Origin of the sequence: Paraburkholderia sp. 35.1, assembly GCF_050436525.1 — a bacterium.
Lineage (GTDB): Bacteria > Pseudomonadota > Gammaproteobacteria > Burkholderiales > Burkholderiaceae > Paraburkholderia > Paraburkholderia tuberum.
Genome location: NZ_JBNDMJ010000003.1, coordinates 2242158 through 2265249, shown reverse-complemented (window position 1 = coordinate 2265249; position 23092 = coordinate 2242158). Strand labels below are relative to the sequence as shown.

Annotated in this window: 23 protein-coding genes; 7 read left to right on the top strand and 16 right to left on the bottom strand. The window is 64.6% G+C overall.

Annotation, left to right across the window (positions count from 1 at the left end; all coding sequences use genetic code 11):
• Positions 1-29 precede the first annotated feature (29 nt).
• From coxB to OKW27_RS30580, 3 genes are all read right to left on the bottom strand, one after another.
• A complete protein-coding gene (gene coxB / locus OKW27_RS30590; RefSeq protein WP_090802883.1) occupies positions 30-1682 on the bottom strand; it encodes a cytochrome c oxidase subunit II in 1653 nt (550 codons plus the stop codon).
• Positions 1683-1746: 64 nt separating this feature from the next.
• Entirely contained in the window at positions 1747-2223 is a 477-nt protein-coding gene (locus OKW27_RS30585; RefSeq protein ID WP_184026596.1) for a DUF2244 domain-containing protein, read from the bottom strand.
• Positions 2224-2619: 396 nt separating this feature from the next.
• Complete coding sequence (locus tag OKW27_RS30580) at positions 2620-3585, bottom strand: methyltransferase domain-containing protein (RefSeq protein WP_429335691.1); 966 nt, start codon at positions 3583-3585, stop codon at positions 2620-2622.
• 121 nt (positions 3586-3706) lie between these two features.
• On the opposite strand from OKW27_RS30580, the gene OKW27_RS30575 reads away from it, so the two are divergent.
• Together OKW27_RS30575 and trmL are read left to right on the top strand one after the other, a co-directional pair.
• Positions 3707-4453, top strand: coding sequence for a phosphoribosyltransferase family protein (locus OKW27_RS30575; RefSeq protein WP_429335690.1), 747 nt, complete (start codon positions 3707-3709; stop codon positions 4451-4453).
• Positions 4454-4471: 18 nt separating this feature from the next.
• On the top strand, positions 4472-4942 hold the full coding sequence (trmL, locus tag OKW27_RS30570) for a tRNA (uridine(34)/cytosine(34)/5-carboxymethylaminomethyluridine(34)-2'-O)-methyltransferase TrmL (protein WP_184026590.1): 471 nt from the start codon (positions 4472-4474) through the stop codon (positions 4940-4942).
• Here trmL and OKW27_RS30565 read toward each other — a convergent pair.
• The 5 genes from OKW27_RS30565 to OKW27_RS30545 form a co-directional block, all read right to left on the bottom strand.
• Positions 4915-5475 carry an O-acetyl-ADP-ribose deacetylase gene (locus tag OKW27_RS30565; protein ID WP_429335689.1) on the bottom strand — a complete coding sequence of 187 codons (561 nt, stop codon included), beginning with the start codon at positions 5473-5475 and terminating at the stop codon, positions 4915-4917. The genes trmL and OKW27_RS30565 overlap by 28 nt on opposite strands.
• 111 nt (positions 5476-5586) lie before the next feature.
• Positions 5587-6585, bottom strand: a complete 999-nt coding sequence (locus OKW27_RS30560) for an NAD(P)H-dependent glycerol-3-phosphate dehydrogenase (RefSeq protein ID WP_090802873.1) — start codon at positions 6583-6585, stop codon at positions 5587-5589.
• A 22-nt stretch (positions 6586-6607) separates the two neighbouring features.
• A complete protein-coding gene (gene secB / locus OKW27_RS30555; protein WP_018419299.1) occupies positions 6608-7084 on the bottom strand; it encodes a protein-export chaperone SecB in 477 nt (158 codons plus the stop codon).
• Between the two features lie 147 nt (positions 7085-7231).
• Positions 7232-7492, bottom strand: a complete 261-nt coding sequence (gene grxC / locus OKW27_RS30550; RefSeq protein WP_090802871.1) for a glutaredoxin 3 — start codon at positions 7490-7492, stop codon at positions 7232-7234.
• The gene (locus OKW27_RS30545; protein WP_090802869.1) at positions 7489-7914 is read right to left on the bottom strand and encodes a rhodanese-like domain-containing protein; all 426 of its coding nucleotides are present in this window, start codon (positions 7912-7914) and stop codon (positions 7489-7491) included. The genes grxC and OKW27_RS30545 overlap by 4 nt, the downstream gene beginning before the upstream one ends.
• 137 nt (positions 7915-8051) lie before the next feature.
• Between OKW27_RS30545 and gpmA the strand changes: the two genes are divergently transcribed.
• The 3 genes from gpmA to OKW27_RS30530 all read left to right on the top strand — a co-directional run bounded on the left by gpmA (position 8052) and on the right by OKW27_RS30530 (position 11723).
• The gene (gpmA, locus tag OKW27_RS30540) at positions 8052-8798 is read left to right on the top strand and encodes a 2,3-diphosphoglycerate-dependent phosphoglycerate mutase (protein WP_429335688.1); all 747 of its coding nucleotides are present in this window, start codon (positions 8052-8054) and stop codon (positions 8796-8798) included.
• A 354-nt stretch (positions 8799-9152) separates the two neighbouring features.
• Entirely contained in the window at positions 9153-10730 is a 1578-nt protein-coding gene (locus tag OKW27_RS30535; RefSeq protein WP_090802863.1) for a S41 family peptidase, read from the top strand.
• Positions 10731-10964: 234 nt separating this feature from the next.
• The gene (locus tag OKW27_RS30530; protein WP_090802861.1) at positions 10965-11723 is read left to right on the top strand and encodes a HesA/MoeB/ThiF family protein; all 759 of its coding nucleotides are present in this window, start codon (positions 10965-10967) and stop codon (positions 11721-11723) included.
• A gap of 100 nt (positions 11724-11823) precedes the next feature.
• On the opposite strand, the gene ptsP is transcribed toward OKW27_RS30530, so the two are convergent.
• The 7 genes from ptsP to OKW27_RS30495 form a co-directional block, all read right to left on the bottom strand.
• Positions 11824-13566, bottom strand: a complete 1743-nt coding sequence (ptsP, locus tag OKW27_RS30525) for a phosphoenolpyruvate--protein phosphotransferase (RefSeq protein WP_090805570.1) — start codon at positions 13564-13566, stop codon at positions 11824-11826.
• 372 nt (positions 13567-13938) lie between these two features.
• Positions 13939-14208 (bottom strand): HPr family phosphocarrier protein, encoded by a 270-nt coding sequence (locus OKW27_RS30520; RefSeq protein WP_018419292.1) that lies wholly within the window; start codon positions 14206-14208, stop codon positions 13939-13941.
• 124 nt (positions 14209-14332) lie between these two features.
• A complete protein-coding gene (locus tag OKW27_RS30515; protein ID WP_090802858.1) occupies positions 14333-14860 on the bottom strand; it encodes a PTS sugar transporter subunit IIA in 528 nt (175 codons plus the stop codon).
• 243 nt (positions 14861-15103) lie between these two features.
• Complete coding sequence (gene gshB, locus OKW27_RS30510) at positions 15104-16060, bottom strand: glutathione synthase (protein WP_429335687.1); 957 nt, start codon at positions 16058-16060, stop codon at positions 15104-15106.
• Positions 16061-16163: 103 nt separating this feature from the next.
• Positions 16164-17453: a glutamate--cysteine ligase gene (gene gshA / locus OKW27_RS30505; protein WP_090802854.1), complete on the bottom strand. Its 1290-nt coding sequence runs from the start codon at positions 17451-17453 to the stop codon at positions 16164-16166.
• 252 nt (positions 17454-17705) lie between these two features.
• A complete protein-coding gene (locus tag OKW27_RS30500) occupies positions 17706-19172 on the bottom strand; it encodes an ammonium transporter (RefSeq protein ID WP_090802852.1) in 1467 nt (488 codons plus the stop codon).
• 46 nt (positions 19173-19218) lie between these two features.
• Positions 19219-19557, bottom strand: coding sequence for a P-II family nitrogen regulator (locus tag OKW27_RS30495; protein WP_013088261.1), 339 nt, complete (start codon positions 19555-19557; stop codon positions 19219-19221).
• Positions 19558-19945: 388 nt separating this feature from the next.
• Between OKW27_RS30495 and OKW27_RS30490 the strand changes: the two genes are divergently transcribed.
• Both OKW27_RS30490 and OKW27_RS30485 read left to right on the top strand, forming a co-directional pair.
• Complete coding sequence (locus OKW27_RS30490; protein ID WP_026228952.1) at positions 19946-20200, top strand: accessory factor UbiK family protein; 255 nt, start codon at positions 19946-19948, stop codon at positions 20198-20200.
• A gap of 118 nt (positions 20201-20318) precedes the next feature.
• A complete protein-coding gene (locus tag OKW27_RS30485; RefSeq protein WP_429335686.1) occupies positions 20319-21929 on the top strand; it encodes a YifB family Mg chelatase-like AAA ATPase in 1611 nt (536 codons plus the stop codon).
• Between the two features lie 332 nt (positions 21930-22261).
• Here the strand turns inward: OKW27_RS30485 and OKW27_RS30480 are convergent, their stop codons facing one another.
• Positions 22262-22984 carry a hypothetical protein gene (locus OKW27_RS30480; protein WP_425199353.1) on the bottom strand — a complete coding sequence of 241 codons (723 nt, stop codon included), beginning with the start codon at positions 22982-22984 and terminating at the stop codon, positions 22262-22264.
• Positions 22985-23092 lie beyond the last annotated feature (108 nt).

Below are 23092 nucleotides of genomic sequence, written 5' to 3'. Positions count from 1 at the left end.
CGAATTCTGCGGTGCTGACCATGAACACGTCAGGCTGCCGGGCTGATCTGAACGCGCCGGGCTTCCTTCGCGTCGGTGCCGCCGGTGATCGTTTCCGGCTTCTTCAAAATAATATGATCGTCGGCAATGCCGGCTGCTTTCAGCGCGTCGCGAACGGCTTCGGCACGACTCTTCGCGAGCTTCGCGTTGACGTCGGCGGAGCCGGTTGCGTCGGTGAAGCCCGACAGCGTGAATTTCGCGTCCGGATGCGCCTTCGCGTAGGCCGCGGCCGCGTCGACCGCCGCTTTCGCGTCGGCCGGCAGCGTGCTCTTGCCGGTCTCGAAGTAGATGCTCGCCGGCAGCGCGGCCTCTGCGCTGTTCGAAGCCGCCGCGCCAGCCTCGTTGCCCGATGCGGCCGGTGCGGACGCCGCTTCTGCGCCCGACGCTGCTTGCGCGCCCGATGCCGCAACGGCGCCGCTCGCGGCAGCACCGGCGTTGGCCAGATGATCGCCGCCTTCCGGCAGCTTGCCGTTGCGCGCGTCGGCGACCTGCTTCGGCTGCAGGATGTCGCCCGTATGGTTGCCCCACGAGTTACGTTCGTACGTGATCACCGCGGCGATTTCGACGTCGTCCAGCGTCGGCGCCCACGAAGGCATCGCGTTCTTGCCCTTCAACACGAGGCTCACGTGCTGCCCGATCGGACCGTTGGCGATCTTGCTGCCGTCGAGCGCCGGGAATGCGCCCGCGCCCTTGCCGGTCGGCTGGTGGCAGACCGCGCAGTTCGCCGCGTAGACCTTGCCGCCGCGTTCCATCAGCTCGGCCATCGTGTAGGTCTTGTTCGGATCGTCCTGGCCGGCGGCCATTTTCTTCTTCTCCTCGTCGACCCACTTCGCGTAGTCGTCGGCCGACAGCACCTCGACGACGACCGGCATGAACGCGTGTTCCTTGCCGCACAGTTCGGTACAGAAGCCGCGGAACGTACCGGTGCGGTTGGCCTTGAACCACGTGTCGCGCACGAAGCCGGGAATCGCGTCCTGCTTCACGCCGAAGGCCGGCACGTACCAGGAGTGGACCACGTCGTTCGCGGTGGTGATGATGCGGATTTTCTTGTCGACCGGCACCACGAGCGGGTTGTCGACTTCCTGCAGATACAGCGTGGAGATCGGCTCGCGGCCATCGGTTTGCGCGCGCGGCGTGGCGAGCGTGGACAGGAAGCCGATGCCCTCGCCGGGACCCTTCACGTAGTCGTAGCCCCACTTCCACTGGTAGCCGGTGACCTTGATCGTGAGGTCGGCGTTCGAGGTGTCCTTCATCGCGACGACGGCCTTGGTGGCGGGCAGCGCCATCAGCACGACGATGACGAACGGCACGATTGTCCAGATGATTTCGACGGTGGTGCTTTCGTGGAAATTGGCTGCGTTGTGGCCTTTCGATTTGCGGTGCGCGAAGATCGAATAGAACATCACGCCGAACACACCGATGAAGATCACGGTGCACAGTCCCAGCATGAACATGTGGAGGCTGAACAGCTCCTCAGCGATTCTCGTTGCAGGCGGCTGGAGATTGATCGCGTTGACGGCAGGGCCGCCCGGAGCATCGCCCACTGCCAGGGCGGCACCGGCGAAAAGCAGTCCGCTCGTCGCCAGCACGCTCATGAGCGCTCGCTTGATTGTTTTCATAGCTTCCTTACCCAAATTTTCCATTCAAACCCCTCGACCCCGCTGGCAGCGTGTCGCGCCCCCTTGAACGCCGCGCGTCCGGCACCACCTAACAACGTGCCAGCCACATACGTAGTTCGCCTGCGAACTGCGCGCGCCGATTCTGCGCGAGGTGTTGCCCGATCATGATCGTCTGCCCGCGCGAGACCAGCTTGATCTGATCGCGCGGCGTTGCGCCCGGCTCTATCCGCACCCAGCGCGGATTGAATTCGAATTGCGTAATCTGCTCGGCGCTGACCTGCTCGATCACGAGCCGGTTCGGAAACAACCGGATGCGCTCGTAATCGACAGCATGACGCGCATATATTGCAAACGCGATACCTACGGCCAGCAATTCGATTCCGGTGAACGGCAACACCAGCCAGGCGCCGACCAGAACCAGCATGAATGCAATTGCCAACGAAAACAACGCAAGCGACACGTACAGACAGACGAACTGCCGCGGCGATATCGAACAGTTGCGCTTCATGGTCCAGTCCCTGAGGACCGGTTCTGAATCCGCCAGCAGATGATCTGATGCGCCCATCGCTGCCTCCTGCGAATCGTCGAGTCCGGCCTGCCTTCTTTTACTTCCGGATGCATCTCGCGGCCGCCGTTCGAGTCACTGTTTCCAGCATCACTCGCGAGCGCGCCAACCCCTACCGCATCACTTCATTTTGCAGCCCCGCGCCTCGCGGCTTGCCACCCCAAATGTGGGAACTTCGGGTGACAAACTGACGCATTATAGGCGTGATCCATAGCATCGACAAGCAAGCCCCAATCGGCCCACAAGCCAGGCGCGACAAGCCTTCGCGCCATTTTGCCCAGCATTTTGCGGCTCTTTTGAAGGGCAAATCCCAGGCATAACGGATGTCCTCTTTACCGCTTTTGCAACACGTCAACCGCACCGTCGGCAAGCAGTTGATGACAGCACCGCAATCTGCTACCCACGCTTGCCCGGACCTCGTCCGATGTCCTCGAGCCGCACGATGCCATGTCCTTCCGCCGTGGTGCGCGGCACGGCTTTCCATGCGTGGCCGTAGATCACCTCGAAGGTCAGCGCGATCGTGCCGTCGGCGCGCCGGCGCGCTTCGAGCGCGGCGAGCAGGGCTTTGTGCAACCGACGCGTGAGCACGCCGTCATGCGCATCGCGCTCGAACGGGTACGCGCCCCAGCGACGCACGTCCGCGAGCAGCGACTCGGGCGACTTATAGGTGATCGTCAGCGTCTCCTGGTCCATCACCGGAATCTCGAAGCCCGCCTCGACGAGCATGTCGCCGAGGTCGTGCATGTCGACGAAGTCGATCACATGCTTGCGAGACGCGACGCCGTGCGCGGCCTCGATCTCGGCGTAGGCACCGCGCAACTCCTTCAGCGTATCGGGGCCGAGCGTGCTGAACATTAGCAGGCCGTTGACCTTCAGCACGCGCTGCCATTCGGGAAAGACCAGATCGGGCCGCGAGTGCCAGTGCAGCGCGAGGTTGGACCAGATGAATTCGAATGCGCCGGACGTGAACGGCAGCGCGGAGAAATCGGTTTGCGCGAAGCGCGGGCCACGCGCACCGAGCGCCTTGCCGAGCGAGGCGGGAAGAAAGCGCCGCCAACTGGTGTCGCCGGCATCGTGACGCAGCGCGCGGCGGAGCATGCCGTGCGACAGATCAGCGCCGAACACCGGCGCCTCGGGAAAGCGTTGGCGCAATGCGGGGAGGTCTTCGCCCGCGCCGCAACCGGCGTCGAGCACGCTCGAGGGCGCCACCTTGATGTAATCGAGACGCTCGCGCATGCGCTGCGCAATCTCTCGCGGCAGGAACGCAACCTCGTCGAAGGTGGCAGCGCGACGGTCGAAAATACGCCTGAGGCGCCGTGAATCGTAGGCCGGACGGCCAGATTGAGCGGATGTTGGGGACATGTGTGTCGTGCTGGCGTGAGCTCGAAGTATACTCGGTCGTTCCCCTCCATTCAGCGAGAACGGCTTTCACCGGCGCTCACTTGTGCGATTCCAGTCATTTTCTTCGTCGTGTCGAAATCAGGTGGCGCGTTTTGCGCGCGGTCTGCATTCGGCATGGCCGCGGGCCTTGAACGCCGCGCTGCCGAACCTGTGCGCGTTGTGCGGCAATTTGTCGCATAAGACGTTGTGCGACGGTTGCGACGCGGCCTACTGGAACGAGAGCCGGCTGCGCTGCACCGTTTGCGCGGTGCCGTTGCCGGCGTCACGCCGGGTCGCTCAGGCGCGGTATCGCTGCGCGGATTGCGTGGCCGAGCCGCCGCCGTTCGACGCGAGCTTCGCGCTCGCCGACTATCGCGCGCCGCTCGATACGCTCGCGGTCGGCCTGAAGTTCCGCGCCCGGCTGATGCTCGCGCGAGACTTCGCGCAACGCCTCGCGCGGCTCGCTGAAGCCGATTGGCACGACGCGGCCGAGCGGCCCGACGTGATCGCGCCAGTGCCGCTCGCCGGTCGCCGTCTGGTCGAGCGCGGCTACAACCAGGCCTGGCAGATCGCGCGGCCGCTCTCCCGGGCGCTCGGCGTGCGCGGCGACCCCACGCTGCTCGAACGAACGCTCGACACCGCGCCGCAATCGCGCCTCGATCTCGATGCGCGCCGGCAGAACGTCGGCCGAGCGTTTCGCGTCGCGCGCCCGGTGCGCGGCCTGCACGTCGGCATCGTCGACGATGTGATGACGAGCGGCGCGACGCTCGAAGCGCTCGCGCATACGCTGAAGGCCGCCGGCGCGCGGCGGGTTACGAACTTCGTCGCGCTGCGCACTCCGAAAAACTAGCTTTTACGTGGTCTTCTTATGTTCAACGTCGTTCTCGTAGAACCCGAAATTCCGCCCAACACCGGCAACGTGATTCGCCTGTGCGCGAACACCGGCGCCCGGCTGCACCTGATCGAGCCGCTCGGCTTCCCTCTCGACGACACCAAGATGCGGCGCGCCGGCCTCGATTATCACGAGTACGCGGAAATGAACGTGCATGCCGGTTGGGACGCGTTCATCGCGAAAGAAACGCCCGACGCGTCGCGCATGTTCGCCTTCACGACGCGCGGCTCGGGGCGCTTTCACGACCACGCGTTTCAACCGGGCGACTGGTTCGTGTTCGGCGCCGAAACGCGCGGCCTGCCCGGCACGGTGCTCGAGCGCTTTGCGAACGAACAGCGCGTGCGTCTGCCGATGCGTCCCGGCAATCGCAGTCTGAATCTGTCGAATACGGTGGCGATCGTGGTGTTCGAAGCGTGGCGTCAGGCCGGCTTCGAAGGCGGCGCCTGACGGCGTTCGAGCTCGGCCTCGTAGCGTGCGAACATCGCGTCGTCGAAGCACGCGAACGTCACGTGCTTCATGTGTGGTGTGCGCGGCAATGTGTCGAGTACGGTCGCGACCGCGATGCTGACCGCATCGTCGGCGGGGAAACGGTAGATACCGCAGCTGATCGCTGGAAACGCGATGCTCGTGCACTGAGTTTCGCGCGCGACTTCGAGTGAGCGCTGATAGCACGATGCGAGCAGGTCGGCTTCGCCATGCGCGCCGCCACGCCACACTGGACCGACCGCGTGAATAACATGCTTCGCGGGCAGACGATAGCCGGCGGTGATTTTGGCGTCGCCGGTCGCGCAGCCGCCGAGCGTTTCGCATTCGCGCAGCAACTCCTTGCCGGCCGCGCGATGTATCGCGCCATCCACACCGCCGCCACCGCGCAGCGAAGTATTCGCGGCATTGACGATCGCATCGACGGCGAGCGTCGTGATATCGACCACGCGCGCTTCGAGCGTGCACGCGCCAGGACCGAGATTGAAGGTGGGCATGGGAACCTCGCTGACCCGAGTCTCGCTCACGAAGTGGACAACCCGAAGTGGACAACCGGGCGAGGCAGCCGTTCAACGCTAATTTCCGCTAAACGGCTGATAGAAAAGGCTTTATTCCGCCTTCGAATCGCGCCGCAGGAGCGCGCTAACCGCATCGCGCGGCGCCACGCCGTCGAACAGCACCGCGCAGACCGCCTGCGTGATCGGCATTTCGATTGCATGAGCACGTGCGATCGAGAGTACCGCCCGCGCGCAGCGCACGCCTTCGGCCACGTGACCGAGACCGCCGAGGATGTCGTCGAGCGTGCGGCCCGTGGCGAGTTGCAGGCCCACGGTGCGGTTGCGCGACAGATCGCCGGTAGCAGTCAGAATCAGATCACCGAGGCCGGTCAACCCGGTAAAGGTTTCCGCGCGCCCACCGAGCGTCACGCCAAGGCGCGACATTTCGGCGAGGCCGCGGGTGATCAGCGCCGCGCGTGCATTGAGGCCGAGGCCGAGGCCATCGGCGATGCCCGTGGCGATGGCGAGCACGTTTTTCACCGCGCCGCCCACTTCGACGCCGACGACGTCGTCGCCGGTATAGATGCGCATCGCGCCGTGATGGAACGCCGCGACCGTGCGTTCGCGGCATGCCGCCGACGGGCTCGCGATCGTCAACGCAACCGGCAGCCCCTGCCCGACTTCGCGCGCGAAGCTCGGTCCGGACAACACGCCGTTGCTCGCATGCTCGGGCAATTCCGCCGCGACCGCCTGATGCGGCAACAACTGCGAATCCGCTTCGAACCCCTTGCACAGCCACACGATATGCGCGGGCACCTTGCCCGCATCGCGCATCGCGCGCAACAGGCCGCGCAGGCCAGCCACGGGCGTCGCGACCACGCACAGCGCATCGTCGTCGAGCGCGTGATCGAGCGCCACGCCGAGATCCGCTTCAAAGCGAAGCGCGGGCGGCAACGCGACGCCCGCCAGATAGCGGGCGTTTTCATGCGAAGTGGAAAGCTCGGCGATGAGCGCGGACTCGCGCGCCCACAACACCGTGTGGTGCCTTAAGGCCAGATGGCCGGCGAGGGCGGTGCCCCAGGCGCCAGCGCCGAGAACGGCGACTTTCATAGCCGGCACTGCGCGCGGCGCCTTAATGCGTGACGCCTTTTTGCGCCGCGCCGTCCTGCTGGGCCGCGCTCATCTGGGCGAGACGCTGCTCGTACAGCGCCTGGAAGTTGATCTCGGCGAGGTGGATCGGCGGGAAGCCGGCGCGGGTGATCGCATCGGCGATGTTCGAGCGCAGGTACGGGAACAGGATGGTCGGGCAGGCAATGCCGACGAGCGGATCGATCTGCTCGGCAGGAATGTTGCGAATGTCAAAAATGCCGGCCTGTTTCGCTTCGATCAGGAACGCGACCTTGTCCGACACCTTGGCCGTGACCGTGCCCGTCACGAGAATTTCGAACACGGATTCGGCGAGGCGCTCGGCCTTCACGTCGACTTCGACTTCGACCGACGGCATTTCCTGCTCGAGGAAGATACCCGGCGAATTCGGCTGCTCGAGCGACATGTCCTTCAGATAGATGCGCTGGATGTTGAAGAACGGCTGGTTATTCTCGTCGGACATGATGGTGATTCCTGATAGGTGTGCGTGGCGGCGGCCGATGCACGCATGGGCCGCCAGATTATTGCGCCGGCTCGCCGGCTCCACGAGGAGCGCGTGCGCCGGCTTATCGAGTGGTCCGCCCGTTCGCGCTGCGCGAAACGCGCGAACTCAGGCTGCTTCGAGCAGCGGCGTCAGACCGCCCGCGCGATCGAGCGCGGAAAGGTCATCATAGCCGCCCACATGCGTCTCGCCGATGAACACCTGCGGCACCGTGCGACGACCGGTCCGGGTCATCATCTCCTCACGACGGCCCGGGTCCTTGTCGATCAGTACTTTCTCAACGTGCTCGACGCCGCGCGACTTTAAAAGACGTTCGGCCATCTGGCAATACGGGCACACCTGGGTGCTGTACATGATCACTTTGTTCACTTGGCTGCTCCTTGTTTCACAACCGGCATACCGGCTTTCTGCCAGGCGTCGACGCCGCCCTCGAGAACATGGACTTCCGCGTATCCCGCTTCCTGCACGATACGCGCGGCCTTGTTCGACTGCTGGCCGGTCTGGCACACCAGCAGCACCGGGTTGCTCTTGTTCTTCGCGAGTTGCGTGACTTTCGCCTGCAACTCTGCGAATTCGAAATGCCGTGCCAAGGGCAGGTGCCCCTTGGCGTAATCGGCGGACGGCCGCAGATCGATGACCGCCGCGTTGCGCCGGTTGATCAGTTGGGTGGCTTCAGCGGCCGACAGGCCGCCACGTCCACGCCGACTGATGGTCGGCCACAGCAGCAACCCACCAGAGATAAGGACGATTGCGATCAGGACAAGGTTTGTGTATTCGGTGAAAAACTTCACGGAAGATCCGCCGGAAAGAGAGAAATCGAAAAGGTCAACCCGAGCATTATAAAATAACCGTTCGACGCGATGGCGATGCGCCGCCCGAGGCGCCGCACAGAGCGAGACCGCTTCCTCACTACCGACCGGCAACTCTCATGTACAAACTCGTTCTCATCCGCCACGGCGAATCGACTTGGAACAAGGAAAACCGCTTCACCGGCTGGGTCGACGTCGACCTCACCGAGCAGGGCAACCTCGAGGCGCAGCAGGCGGGCGGGCTGCTCAGGGAATCGGGCTATACGTTCGACATCGCCTACACGTCGGTGCTCAAGCGCGCGATCCGCACGCTGTGGCATGTGCAGGACCAGATGGATCTGATGTACCTGCCCGTCGTGCATTCGTGGCGCCTGAACGAACGCCACTACGGCGCGCTGTCGGGTCTGAACAAGGCCGAAACCGCCGCGAAGTTCGGCGACGAGCAGGTGCTGGTCTGGCGCCGCAGCTACGACACGCCGCCGCCCGCGCTCGAGCCCACCGACGAGCGCGCGCCGTACACCGATCCGCGCTATGCCAGGGTGCCGCGCGAGCAACTGCCGCTGACCGAGTGCCTGAAAGACACGGTCGCGCGCGTGTTGCCGCTGTGGAACGAGTCGATTGCGCCGGCCATCAAGTCGGGGCGCAGCATCCTGATCGCCGCGCACGGCAACTCGATCCGCGCGCTGGTCAAGTATCTCGACAACATCTCGGACAACGACATCGTCGGCCTCAACATCCCGAACGGCGTGCCGCTCGTCTATGAACTCGACGAGAACCTGAAGCCGATCAAGCACTACTATCTCGGCGACCAGGACGCGATCGCCAAGGCGCAAGCCGCGGTCGCGAGCCAGGGCAAGGCGGGCTGATCCGGCATTTCCGGGCGCGGCCCACGCCACGAAAACGCGCGGAGCCGCACGCAGACAACCGGGCCGACAAGAAATTCTGTATTGCGCCCGGCGGGCAGATTCAGAGGCCCGCTGCAGGCTTCACCGTAGCGGCGAGCGCATCCGCTGGCCTTGCGCGGCAACTCTCAGTTCCGACCCGCCGAGTGCCATGTCGTACGGCTCGCCATCCGCGGCTCGGGTCGCAAGAACCAGGACCTTCCCGTACTGTCGAACCACGATTGCCTGCACCGCGCCCTGAGCAGGCGGGTGTGCAGTTATACTTGTCCGTCCAATCTTTATATACGCTGCCACGCGCTTCCGACCGCAACAGACTCTATGCGAAAGAACCTGAAAAATTTCGGCCTGATTGCCGCGGGCCTTGCTACCGGTGTCTTTGCCACCCTGCAATACTCCGCCTCGGCCCAGCAACCCGCTAGCGCTGCGGTCGCCCCGCTGCCGCTAGACCAGCTCAGGCTTTTCGCCGAAGTGTTCGGGCAGATCAAGCACGAATACGTTGAACCGGTCGACGACAAGAAGCTGCTCACCGCCGCGATCAAGGGCATGGTGTCCAGCCTCGACCCGCACTCGTCGTACCTCGACAAGACCGACTACGAAGAGCTGCAGGAGCAGACCAAGGGCCGCTTCGCGGGCCTCGGCATCGAAATTTCGTCGGAAGACGGCCTGATCAAGGTAATTTCGCCAATCGAAGACACGCCCGCGTTCCGCGCCGGCATCCGTCCGGGCGACCTGATCACGCGCATTAACGACAAGCCCGTGCGCGGCATGACGCTCGACCAGGCGGTCAAGCAGATGCGCGGCGATCCGGGCACCAAGGTCACGCTGACCATCTTCCGCAAGACCGACGACCGCACGTTCCCGCTCACCGTCACGCGCGCGATCATCAAGGTGCAGTCGGTGAAGGGCAAGATCGTCGCGCCGGGCTTCGCGTACGTGCGCATCACGAGCTTCCAGGAACGCACCACGCCTGACCTCGCGGCCAAGCTGCAGGATCTCGCGCGCCAGGAGCCGAACCTGAAGGGCCTCATCCTCGACCTGCGCAACAACGGCGGCGGTCTGCTGCAAAGCGCGGTCGGCGTCGCGGGCGCGTTCCTGCCGCCGAATTCGGTGGTGGTGTCGACCAACGGCCAGATTCCGGATTCGAAGCAGATCTATCGCGACACCTACGATAACTACCGTCTGCAATCGTTCGACAGCGATCCGCTCAAGGACGTCCCGGCCATCTTCAAGACCGTGCCCATGATCGTGCTGACCAACGCGTATTCGGCGTCGGCGTCGGAAATCGTCGCGGGCGCGCTGCAGGATCAGCACCGCGCGCTGATTCTCGGCAAGACCACGTTCGGCAAGGGTTCGGTGCAAACCGTGCGCCCCCTGACGGCCGACACCGCACTGCGCCTCACCACCGCGTATTACTACACGCCGAGCGGCCGTTCGATCCAGAACAAGGGCATCCGCCCCGACATTCCGGTCGATCAGTACGCGGACGGCGATCCGGACGACGCGCTCGTGACCCGCGAAGTCGACTACTCGAATCACCTCGCGAACACGCAGGACCCGAACGAGAAGAAGGAAGCGGAGCAGCGCGAGCAGGAGCGCATGGAGCAACTGCGTCAGCTCGAAGAGCAGAACGACAAGAAGACGCCGGAACAGCGCCAGAAGGAGCGCGAACGCAAGCCGGTCGAGTTCGGTTCGGCCGACGACTTCATGCTGCAACAGGCGGTCGACAAGCTCGAAGGCAAGCCGGTTCAGGAATCGAAGTCGCTGATGGAGCGCCGTCTCGCGCAGAACAAGCCGGGCACGTCGGCCTCCGCGCCGGTCGCGGTGAAGCCGACGCAACCGGTGCCGGGCGCATCGGGACCGGCGCCGGCTTCGGCACCGGCTCCCGCTGGCAAGTAAGCTGACCGACAGGCAGCGAACCCCGCGCGTGTCTTCGCAGCACGATAGTCTGCGAAGACACGCCGCAACAGTTTCAGCAAAAGCCGCCGCCTAACCGGTGGCGCATCACGGCAAGCCGCAACCGCCACCCGCCCCGCGCGATTAAAATAACAGCCACGAATGCGCGCCGCGGCCCCTCGGCCTGCCTCTCCTTGCGCGACACGCGACATAGCGACACACCCCACGCGCCCCGCCATGAATGACGATCAACTCCTTCGCTACTCCCGCCACATCCTCGTCGATGAAATCGGCATCGAGGCGCAGCAGCGTTTTATCGACGCCCACGCGATCATCGTCGGCGCGGGCGGGCTCGGTTCGCCAGCCGCGCTGTATCTCGCGGCGGCGGGCGTCGGCCGTCTGACGCTCGTCGATGCCGATATCGTCGACCTGACTAATCTACAACGACAGATCCTGCACGTGAGCGCGTCGGTTGGACGTAGGAAGGTCGAGTCCGGGCGCGACATGCTCGCGCGGATCAATCCCGAGGTCGTCGTCAACGCGGTGGCCGAGCGCGTCGACGATGCGTGGCTCGACCGCGAGGTACCGCACGCGAGTGTCGTGCTCGATTGCACCGACAACTTCGCGACGCGTCACGCGATCAACCGCGCGTGCGTCAAGCATCGCGTGCCGCTCGTGTCGGGCGCGGCGCTGCGCTTCGACGGCCAGATCAGCACTTTCGATTTCCGCGATGAAGCGTCGCCGTGCTACGCGTGCGTGTTTCCCGAAGACCAGCCGTTCGAAGAAGTCGCATGCTCGACGATGGGCGTGTTCGCGCCGACGGTCGGCATCATCGGTTCGATGCAGGCTGCCGAAGCGCTGAAGGTGATCGGCGCAATCGGCACGCCGCTCGTGGGCCGCCTGACGATGCTCGATTCGCTGCGGATGGAATGGAACACGATGCGCATCGGACGTCAGCCGGATTGTCCGGTGTGCGGCCACGCGCCCGGGTCTTGAGGCGGTTCCGCACTGCCCGTTCGCGTGACGCCGAAATAGCAGAACGCCGCACATGTGCGGCGTTTTTTCGTTCAACGAGGCAAGACGATGCGCGTCAGATTCAAACCAGCGCGACCCGCTTGAGCGCCGCTTGCACCTCCTCCGGCTCGAACGAAGCCAGCACGTCGGCAACGGGCTTTTCGAGCGTCTTCAGATGCGAGCGCAGCACCTCCTGCTTGACCTCGAGCAGTTGGCTCGGATGCATCGAAAACTCGGTCAGACCCATGCCGAGCAGCAGACGCGTCAACGCCGGATCGCCCGCCATCTCACCGCACACCGACACGGGCACGCCCGCGCGCTTCGCCTCGCGCAGCGTGAACGCGATCAGATGCAGCACGGCCGGATGCAGCGGGTCGTACAGATGCGCGACCGCGTTGTCCGCGCGATCGATCGCGAGCGTGTACTGAATCAGATCGTTGGTGCCGATCGACAGGAAATCGAGCCGCTTCAGAAACAGCGGCAACGCGATCGCGGCGGCCGGGATCTCGATCATCGCGCCCACCTGCACGTTCGGATCGTAAGCGATACCCGCGTCGTCGAGTTGACGCTTCGCTTCGCGGATCAGATCGAGCGTCTGGTCGATTTCCTGCGCGTGCGCGAGCATCGGGATCAGGATCTTCACCCTGCCGAACGCCGACGCGCGCAGGATCGCGCGCAACTGCGTGAGGAACATCTGCGGCTCGGACAGGCTCCAGCGAATCGCGCGCAAACCGAGCGCCGGATTCGCGGCGGTCTCGTAGCCGTCGCCGCCCATCGAATCGAGCGGCTTGTCGGCGCCGACGTCGATCGTGCGGATCGTGACCGGCAAGCCGTTCATCAGTTCGACCGCGCGACGATACGCGCTGAACTGCGCCTCCTCTTCGGGCATCCGGTGCTTGTGATTCATGAACAGAAACTCGGTGCGGAACAGACCCACGCCGGTCGCGCCCGATTCGACCGCCGCGCGCGCGTCGTCCGGCAACTCGATGTTCGCGCACAGTTCGATGCGCGTGCCGCACAGCGTTTGCGTCGGCGAGAACTTGAGCCGTTGCAGCTTGCGCTGCTCGAGCTCCTTCTCGCTTTGCCGGTACGAGTATTCCTCGAGCACGATCGGCGCGGGATCGACGATCACGATGCCGTGGTCGCCATCGACGATGATCAGATCGTCCTGGCGGATCAGCGCGCTCGCATGCTGCACGCCGACCGCGGCCGGAATGCCGAGGCTGCGCGCGACGATCGCGGTGTGCGACGTGCGCCCGCCCAGATCGGTGACGAAGCCCTGGAACGTCTGCGTCTTGAACTGCATCATGTCGGCCGGCGCGATGTCGTGCGCGACCACGATCATCTCGTCGCACGCGCCATGCACGTTGCCGACGATGCCCGGCGCGCCCGCGAGCGCCTTCAGCACGCGCTCGACGACCTGCTCGATATCGGCCTTGCGCTCGCGCAGGTATTCGTCTTCGATAGTGTCGAAATGGCGCGACAGTCTTTCGAGCTGTTCGGTCAGCGCCCATTCCACGTTGTAGCGGCGCGTGCGGATCAGGTCGATGGTTTCCTGAACGAGCATGACGTCGTTCAGGATCATCGTGTGAACGTCGATGAACGCGCCCATTTCGCTCGGGGCATCCGCGGCAAGATCGGCGCGCAATACGTTGAGTTCTTCATGCACGCGTTGCTGAGCCGCGCGAAAACGCCCGACCTCCCCTTCGATCTGGGGCGGTTCGATCAGATAGTGGTCTACGTCGAGTGCTGCCGGGGCGATCAGATAGGCCCGCCCGATGGCGATACCGCGTGACACGGGAATTCCATGCAGCGTGAATGACACGCGCACCTCCTCTAGTTGTGTAATGCCGCGGCAAACCGCTGCAATGCTCTCAGACTGTACTGGGCATTATAAATTCCGCGCCTTTTTGAAGTGTGTCGGCGGTGTGTGCAGCGCAGCACGGATTATCGCAATGAGGTGCCCTCGTACCCGGCGAAGCTTCGCTCTATACACGTCGCGCAAAACATATGGTTTAAACATTGAAAACGCATGTCGTCTTACGCACTCTTCCCGATGGCTTTCGCGCCGCTTCTAGATCCCTTTAATGTCGATTAACAGCGCGCCTCTTCTGATATTCAGATGTCGGCGCACCGAAAAAAAACCGCGGACTGAGCCGCGGCATTTTCGGGTTTGTCGAACGCAAAGCGCGCGGCTTTATTGACCTTCGCCAAATTTATCGGCGATCAGTTTCAAGAGCGCGTCCATCGCGTCCTGTTCGTCGGTGCCTTCCGTTTCGATCAGCACGGTACTGCCGATGCCCGCGGCCAGCATCATCACGCCCATGATGCTCTTCGCGTTGATACGACGGCCATTGCGGCTCATCCAGATTTCCGCCTGGTAGTTGCCCGCGAGTTGCGTCAACTTGGCCGACGCGCGCGCGTGCAGCCCCAGCTTGTTCACAATTGTCGTTTCCTGTTGCAGCATGTGATGGTCCGAAGCGCGGGTGAATGAAATGGTGAAAAGTGTTACTGCAAAGCGGCTTCAATGCGATCGGCACCGTTGTGAAACCGCTTGAATCCGTCGAAGCTTGCCTGCGAACCAGCCCGGCTTACAGGCCGGTCGCGTCCGTCTTTTGCGTCAGATCGGCATCGGCCGGCAAAGCGGGAACACAGTCGGCGGCCGCCGCGTCAGGCGGCAGCGCCGGCAGGCACTCGGCAGCGCACGCTGACGGCGTGACCGGTGTCGGCATCGCCGGTCCGATCGCGTGCACGCCCTTGGTCGCGCCGGCGAGCGCCTTGTCGACGAGCGTGTCGAGCGGCGTCGCGCGATAGCAGACCGCGCGCACCAGCATCGGCAGATTGACGCCGCACAGCACACGCACGTCCGGCACGGTGGCGAGCCGGCCCGCGATGTTGGCCGGCGTCGCGCCGAACATGTCGGTCAGCACGAGCGCGCCGTTCTCTTCCTTCAGCCGCACGACTTCCGAATTCGCGAACGCGACGACCTGCGCAGGATCGCAATCCGGCGACACGTCGATCACGCCGATACGCGCCGGCAAACCGCCATAGATGTGGGAAATGCAATCGCGCAACGCGGTGGCGAATGGAGCGTGCGCAATGATCAGAATGCCTGCCATGTCAGCCTTACTGCAAAAGAACGGCCCCAAACCGTGGACCGGGACTCGAGCCCGGTTCGCCATCGCCCCGGACCGGCCGTGGGTCGCGAGGGCGGGAATGCATCGTCGGGCGAGCGGGCATTGTAGCAGCCTCATTTTCGCGCCAATGCCGACGCCACGCCTGATGCGGATTTACTACACAGATTGGGGGTGCAGCCGGGCAATCAAGGCCGCTGCGTCGGCGCGCCACGCGAGCGCCACGCGTCAGCCGACCGCGCGCTCCAGCGCGTCGACGAACATCGCGGCGACGTCGAAGCCGGTCTGGTCCATGATCTCGCGGAAACACGTCGGGCTCGTGACGTTGACTTCGGTGAGCCAGTCGCCGATCGCATCGAGTCCGACCAGCAGCAGGCCGCGCGCCGCCAGCACCGGCGCGAGCGTATCGGCGATCTTGCGATCCTGCTCGCTGAGCGGCCGCGCGACGCCCAGTCCGCCGGCCGCCAGATTGCCGCGCACCTCATTACCCTGAGGAATGCGCGCGAGCGAGTACGGCACCGCTTCGCCGCCGATCAGCAGGATGCGCTTGTCACCTTCCTTGATCTCGGGGATGAATTTCTGCGCCATCACCGAGCGCGCGCCGTCGTGGCTCAGCATTTCGACGATCGAGCCGAGGTTCATGCCGTCCGCCTTCACGCGGAATACGCCCATGCCGCCCATGCCGTCGAGCGGCTTCAGGATCACGTCGCCGTGCTGTTCGTGGAACGCGCGCAGACGCGCCGGGTCGCGAGTGACCAGCGTCGGCGCGACGAACTGCGCGAACTCGCCGATTGCGAGCTTCTCCGAATGATCGCGGATCGCCTGCGGTTTGTTGAAGATGCGTGCGCCGCCACGCTCGGCCAGTTCGAGCAGCCAGGTCGACGTCACGTATTCCATGTCGAACGGCGGGTCCTTGCGCATCACGACCGCGCCGAAGCTCGCGAGTGCGCGCGGCGTGGCGGCATCGGCGGCAAACCAGACATCACGATGCAGATCCGTGGTATCGCCGACGATCGCAATGCGCTGCACGTTCGCCTCGACATCGCCGCCCGTCCACGCCAGATGCTTCGGCCCGCAGGTGTACACCGTGTGACCGCGCCGCGCCGCTTCGGCCATCATCGCGTAGGTCGTGTCTTTGTAGACCTTGAAATGGCCGAGCGGATCGGCGATGAAAAGAATGTCCATGAAAGTCCCGGTGCGCCCTGAGGGGCATGACATTGTTCGTCAATATAGTCTTTGAAGACGGCGATGGCGGCACGCATGCCGCCATCCTGCCGCGCGAGGCGGCTTAGACCTGGATCGCTTCAGGATCGGTCTTTTCGAGTTCGACCGATGCGGCCAGCAACCCGAGCCGCGCCACGACGCCATACATATAGAAGCGGTTCGGCGGCGCCGCGCCGGGCTTCGCGTGCGCATCGGGCAGCGCCGTGTGTTCGAAGCCGAGCGGCACGAAGTGCATGCCCGGCGCGTTCAGGTTCTGGTCGCGCTCGCGGCTGCCGTGCACGCGATAGAAGCCGCCCACCACATAGCGGTCAATCATGTAGACGACCGGCTCGGCGACTTCCTCGCCGATGCGCTCGAACGTGTAGACGCCTTCCTGCACGATCACGTCGTGCACTTCGAGGCCGTCTTTGGTCGCGGCCATGCGCGTGCGTTCGCGCTTCGTCAGCGCGGCGACTTCCGACGCGTCGTGCACGGTCATCACGCCCATGCCGTAGGTGCCCGCATCGGACTTGATCACGACATACGGTTTTTCGGAGATGCCGTACTCGCGATACTTGCGCGCGATCTTCTTCAGCACGCCGTCGATCGCATCGGCAAGGGCTTCCTCGCCGGTGCGCTGCTGGAAGTCGACGCCCTCGACGTGCGCGAAATACGGATTGATCATCCACGGATCGATCTCGACCATCTTCGCGAACTTCTTCGCGACGTCGTCATAGCACGAGAAATGCGTCGACTTGCGACGCACCGCCCAGCCCGCATGCAGCGGCGGCAGCAGGTACTGCTCGTGCAGGTTTTCGAGCACGGGCGGAATACCGCCGGACAGATCGTTGTTCAGAAGGATCGAGCACGGGTCGAAGTTCTTCAGACCAAGGCGCCGCTGCGAGCGCTCGAGCGGTTCGAGCACCAGCTTCTGGCCGTCCGACAGCGCGATCGTGACCGGGCCGTTGATGGTTTCGTCGAGCGTGCCGAAGCGTACGTTCAGACCCGCCTGGCGCATGATCGACGCAAGCCGGGCGACGTTTTCGAGGTAGAACGCGTTGCGGGTGTGACGCTCGGGAATAACGAGCAGATTCTTCGCGTCCGGGCAGATCTTTTCGATCGAGGCCATCGCGGCCTGCACCGCGAGCGGCAGCACTTCCTGCGACAGATTGTTGAACGCGCCGGGAAACAGATTGGTGTCGACCGGCGCGAGCTTGAAGCCCGCGTTACGCAGATCGACGGAACAGTAGAACGGTGGCGTGTGCTCCTGCCATTCGAGCCGGAACCAGCGTTCGATAGCGGGCGTGGCGTCGAGGATCTTCCGCTCGAGGTCGAGCAGCGGGCCGTTTAACGCCGTAACTAGGTGCGGAACCATTGATCACTCGCAGACTGGAGAAAAAAGATTGTAGAGCAAATGCTTTGTCCATTTGGGGACGGTTTCTCCATTCGCAAGCAGACTCGAATGCATTCTCCCTATCTCGATGATAGGCGCGGAAAATCGCCGTTCGCAACCCGATCAGCAAGAAAAAAGCCCGCCATGAAGGCGGGCGAAATTGCTGCGCTTGCTTAACCATTTTTTCTTACTGACGGGCCCGGGAGCCCGGGCCGAACCGGGACAGGTTCTCCGTTATTCGACTTTCTCGCCGTGCAGGCTCACGTCGAGGCCTTCGCGCTCCTGCTCTTCGGTCACGCGGATGCCCATCACCAGGTCGATGATCTTCAGCAGCACGAAGCTCACCACGCCGCTGTAGATCAGCGTCGTCAGCACGCCCTTCGCCTGCAGGATCACGCTGCCGTCCGAGCCGCTGATGTCCTTGACCGCGAACACGCCGGTCAGCAGCGCACCGATGATCCCGCCGATGCAGTGCACGCCGAACGCGTCGAGCGAATCGTCGTACCCGAACTTGTGCTTGAGCCACGTGGCCGCCCAGAAGCAGACCACACCCGCGACGATACCGATCACGAGCGCCCCGACCGTGCCGACGAAGCCCGACGCTGGCGTAATCGCCACCAGACCCGCGACCGCGCCCGACACGATACCGAGCACCGACGGCTTGCCCTTGGCTGCCCATTCGGCGAACATCCACGCGAGCGCCGCCGCGGCGGTCGCCACCTGCGTCGCGAACATCGCGAAGCCGGCACGGCCATCCGCTGCCACGGCCGAACCCGCGTTGAAGCCGAACCAGCCGACCCACAGCATCGCGCCACCGATCAGCGTAAGCGTCAGGTTGTGCGGCGCCATCGCTTCCTTGCCATAGCCGACGCGCTTGCCGAGCACCAGACAGCAGACCAGACCCGCGATACCGGCGTTGATGTGCACCACCGTGCCGCCCGCGAAGTCGAGGATGCCCGCGCTAGCCAGCCAGCCGCTCGGCTCCCACACCATGTGCGCGATCGGCGAGTAGACGATGATCGACCACAGCGTCATGAACACCAGCATCGCCGAGAACTTCATGCGGTCCGCGAACGCACCGGTGATCAGCGCCGGCGTGATGATCGCGAAGGTCATCTGGTAGACGAAGTAGACCGTCTCGGGGATCGTCGGCGCGAGGTGGCTGACGGTCAGCGTCGTGGCCTTGTCGCCCTTGATGTAGTTCATGCCCGTCATGAACACGCGCGAGAAGCCGCCGATGAACGAGTTGCCCGGCGTGAACGCGAGGCTGTAGCCCACCACGGTCCAGACGATCGTCACGACACAGGTGATCGCGAAGCTTTGCATTAGCGTCGCGAGCACGTTCTTCTTGCGGACCATGCCGCCGTAGAACAGCGCGAGACCCGGGATCGTCATGAACAGCACCAGCGCGGTGGAGGTCAGCATCCACGCGGTGTCGCCGGAGTTGATCTTCGACGAATCGACCGAGAACGGCGCGGTCGGGGTGGCCGGCGCGGCCGCGGCGGCGGCCGATGCATCGGCGGCGGGAGCCGAGGCCGCCGGGGCAGCGGCTGCGGCGGAGGCGTCCGGTGCGGGCGCGCTCGCCGTCGTATCGGGAGCGGAGGCGGCTGCGGGAGCGGACGCATCGTCCGCGAGGGCGGTGCCGACACCGCCCGCGAGCAGCGAGCCGGCCATCAGCAGGGACATCATTAGTTTGCGCATCTTGGTTTTCCTCTTGTCGCTGTCCGTGTCGCGATGTTCTGGTCTTTTACAGTGCGTCCGCGCCGGTCTCGCCGGTGCGGATCCGAACCACCTGCTCGATCGGCGTGACGAAGATCTTGCCGTCGCCGATCTTGCCGGTACGCGCGGCGCGCTCGAGCGCCTCGATCGCCTGATCGACGATGTCGTCCGATACCGCCGCTTCGATCTTCACCTTCGGCAGAAAGTCGACGACGTATTCGGCGCCCCGATACAGTTCGGTGTGGCCCTTCTGCCGTCCGAAGCCTTTGACTTCGGTCACCGTGATGCCCGACACGCCGATCGCCGACAGGGCTTCGCGCGCTTCATCCAGCTTGAACGGCTTGATGATTGCGGTAATGAGTTTCATGAAATCCTCGCTAGTTATTGCTGATCCGTTGTGCCCCGTGGCGTACCCGTGACGGTGTCTCCTGCGCTACCGGGAAAAGCGCCCTGGCAGTGCGCGCGCGGGGCAGTAACAGCAACTCCTATGCCATGTTGTGTCGGAGCGCGTCTCGCGCGCGTGGCGCAGCGCGCCCGAGCGGCCTTGTCCGAACGGCCAGCGGCGCGGCGGGCGGTGGCGCGGCGGGGGGATCGTTGCTAGAGTGTTCGAACGTTCTGAACGCGAGGGCGCGCACCAAACACGCTCACGCGGCCGCGGCAACCAATACGTCGCGCGCACCAGGATCGCCCGTTCGCCGTAACGGGGCACGGGCGCAATGAAACATGCACTTTTTTTGTGCACCAAGGGGAACACGATGAAACAACCGAACGACGTTTTTAACGACTTCCAGGCTCGCGTCAGCGATCTGTTCAAGAATTCGCCGGCCAAGGATGTCGAACGCAACGTCAAGGCAATGCTGTCGCAGGGCTTCTCGAAGCTCGATCTGGTCACGCGCGAGGAATTCGATACGCAGACCCAGGTGCTCGTGCGTACGCGCGCGCGCCTCGAAGAACTCGAGCGCCGCGTCGCCGAGCTCGAACAGAAATTGCCGCTCACGCAGACGCCGTAAGCGCTGCTCGCAGCCTTCGCTGCGCAGTGCCGCCCATCACAGGCAAGCGGGCCGTGACGTCATCAGCGTTTTAGGGGATTTGCGCGCGATGTGAGCGCGCCGTCCGACGGGAGAGAATATGTCGCTTGCCGTGGTGCGCAGCCGCGCGCCGGCCGCTGGCCGTGCGCCCGAAGTGACCGTCGAGGTTCACCTCGCCAATGGATTGCCGTCCTTTTCGATCGTCGGCCTGCCCGACCTGGAAGTGCGCGAGAGCCGTGAACGCGTGCGCGCGGCGCTGCAGAACTGCGGTTTCGATTTTCCAGTCCGCCGCATCACCGTCAACCTCGCGCCCGCCGATCTACCGAAAGAATCCGGTCGTTTCGATCTGCCGATCGCGCTCGGCATCCTCGCCGCAAGCGGGCAGATTCCCGTCGAATCGCTGCTCCATCGCGAGTTTGCCGGCGAGCTCTCGCTGACCGGCGCGCTACGGCCGATGCGCGGCGCGTTCGCGATGGCCTGCGGCACCGCGCGCGGCGCTCTGGCGAACGCCGGCGACGCCGACGCTTCATCTGAAGCGCGTTCTGCTTTGCCCGCCCTCCTCGATCAACTAGCCGCACCGGCCTTCCATACCCCGCAGCTTTACCTGCCGGCCGCGAGCGCGGCGGAAGCGGCGCTCGTGCCCGGCGTCGACGTGTTCGGCGCCGCCGATCTGCCGTCGCTATGCGCGCATCTCGCAGGCTCGCCGGACGCGCGTCTTAGTCCTGTCGCCGCGCCCGAGCTCAACGAGCACGCCGCTGCCCCGGCGCCGGACATGGCCGACGTGATTGGCCAGCGCGCCGCTCGGCGCGCCCTCGAAGTCGCGGCGGCCGGCGGCCATCACGTGCTGCTGATCGGACCGCCCGGCGCCGGCAAGTCGATGCTCGCGGCACGCCTGCCCAGCTTGCTGCCGCCCATGACCGACGACGAAGCGCTCGCCTCCGCCGCGCTACTGTCCGCGAGCCGCATCGGCTTCAAGCCGTCGCAGTGGCGCCAGCGGCCGTTTCGCGCGCCGCACCATTCGTCGAGCGCGGCGGCGCTGGTCGGCGGACGCAATCCGCCGCAGCCTGGCGAGATCACGCTCGCGCATCTGGGCGTGCTCTTTCTGGACGAACTTCCCGAATTCGATCGCGTGGTGCTCGAAACGCTGCGCGAGCCGCTCGAAGCTGGCCGCATCACGATCTCGCGCGCCGCCTGGCAAGCGGATTTCCCCGCCGCCTGCCAACTGATCGCCGCAATGAACCCGTGCCCGTGCGGCTGGCGCGGCGATCCGGGCGGGCGCTGCCGCTGTACGCCTGAAGTTGCGGCGCGCTATTTGCGTAAATTGTCGGGACCGCTGCTCGACCGCATCGACATCCAGCTCGAAATTCCAGCACTGACCGCCACCGAACTCGCGGCACGCGCCGCCACCACCGGCGAAGCAAGCGTGGCGATCGCACAGCGCGTGAGCGCTGCGCGCGAGCGGCAACTGGCCCGGCAAGGCAAGACCAACCGCGAGCTGGACGGACGCGAAGTGGACGATGTATGTCGCCCGGACGCAGCGGGCGAGGCGCTGCTGCGCGAAGCCGGCGAGCGCTTTGGCTGGTCGGCGCGGGCGTACTACCGGGTGTTGAAGGTCGCGCGCACCGTCGCGGACCTGGCTGGCGCGGCGATGCCGAGCGCCGCGCAGGTCGCCGAGGCAATCCAATACCGCCGCGCTTTTGGCTCGTTATGAGGAGAAAAAACGACTGTCAAGACTTGACTTATTCACATACGCGCGATCCTGTTAGATTTTGATACAACTCAAAAGCGCGCAGACGCGCATCTCGCCAAGCCATTGATTTTATTGTATTTTTTTAAATTCCCTACGCCTGTGGATTTTGCCGGAAGGCCCGCCTGATGGGCTTTTGCGGCCATTGAGGCCGACTTCTCAACAGAGTTATCCACAGGCTGTGCGCGTAACTCAAAAATCTCAACGTAAACCGGCAATTAGCGTACAAACCTGCGAAGGAACTTTCACTGCGTTCGGCCCTCTGACGTGCGCCCGACCGGCCAAAAATACCGCATTCAGTACAGCTGGAACGACGAAAAAAACTGGTCGACCTGCTCTTGCGGCAGCGGTTGATCGGCGATGATCGCCGCCTGGTACACGTGCCGGCCGCGCGCGACGAGCCGCGCATACACCGTGCGCGTCTCGTGTTTGGCGCCCGCCGCGCCGCTCACCGTCATTTCCAGCCCCGGTATCTTGCCGCCCGCCGCCAGCGGGATTTGCGCTGGGTGAGCATCGGGCGTCGCGCCGACGTTGCGCGCCAGTCCCGCGCGCAGGAAATCGAGCGCGGCACGCTGCGTCGCGTCGCTGTCGTCGGGCAGCATCACGGTGCCGACCGCAAAGACCGCATTGCCCGCTTCGGCGGTCTGCATTGCCATCTGCATCGGTGTGCCGCCGATCTGCACCGCGCGCTGATCGTTGCCCGGCTTGGCTGGGAAGTCGACCGTGTAGCCCTTGTCGTTGTTCATCACGGTGCGCCAGTCGAAGGTCGGTGAGCAGGCGCTGAGCGCGACGCCGAGCGCCAACGCGGCCGTCGCCGCGCCGATCACGGTTCGAGCGTGACCGGATCGCGTGAATGCGCGGAGAAATAGGCCCGCCGGTTGGAACACGCCCGCACTGCGGGCGGACAATCGGCTGAGCAACGGAAAACGGCAAGAAACGCGGGCAACTAAAGAGCAGACGCGAAGAACGGTTCGGAGCATGGGACGGAAGAGCGGGCTTCTCGGAGCGTAAAGCGCCATTATCCGCTGATCGACTGCGGGGCCGACGCGGAGCGCAGCCGTCCCGCCATTTCGGCGCAGCCGAACCCATTGGAGCTACAATAGAAAAGCTATTCAGTACCGGCCCGC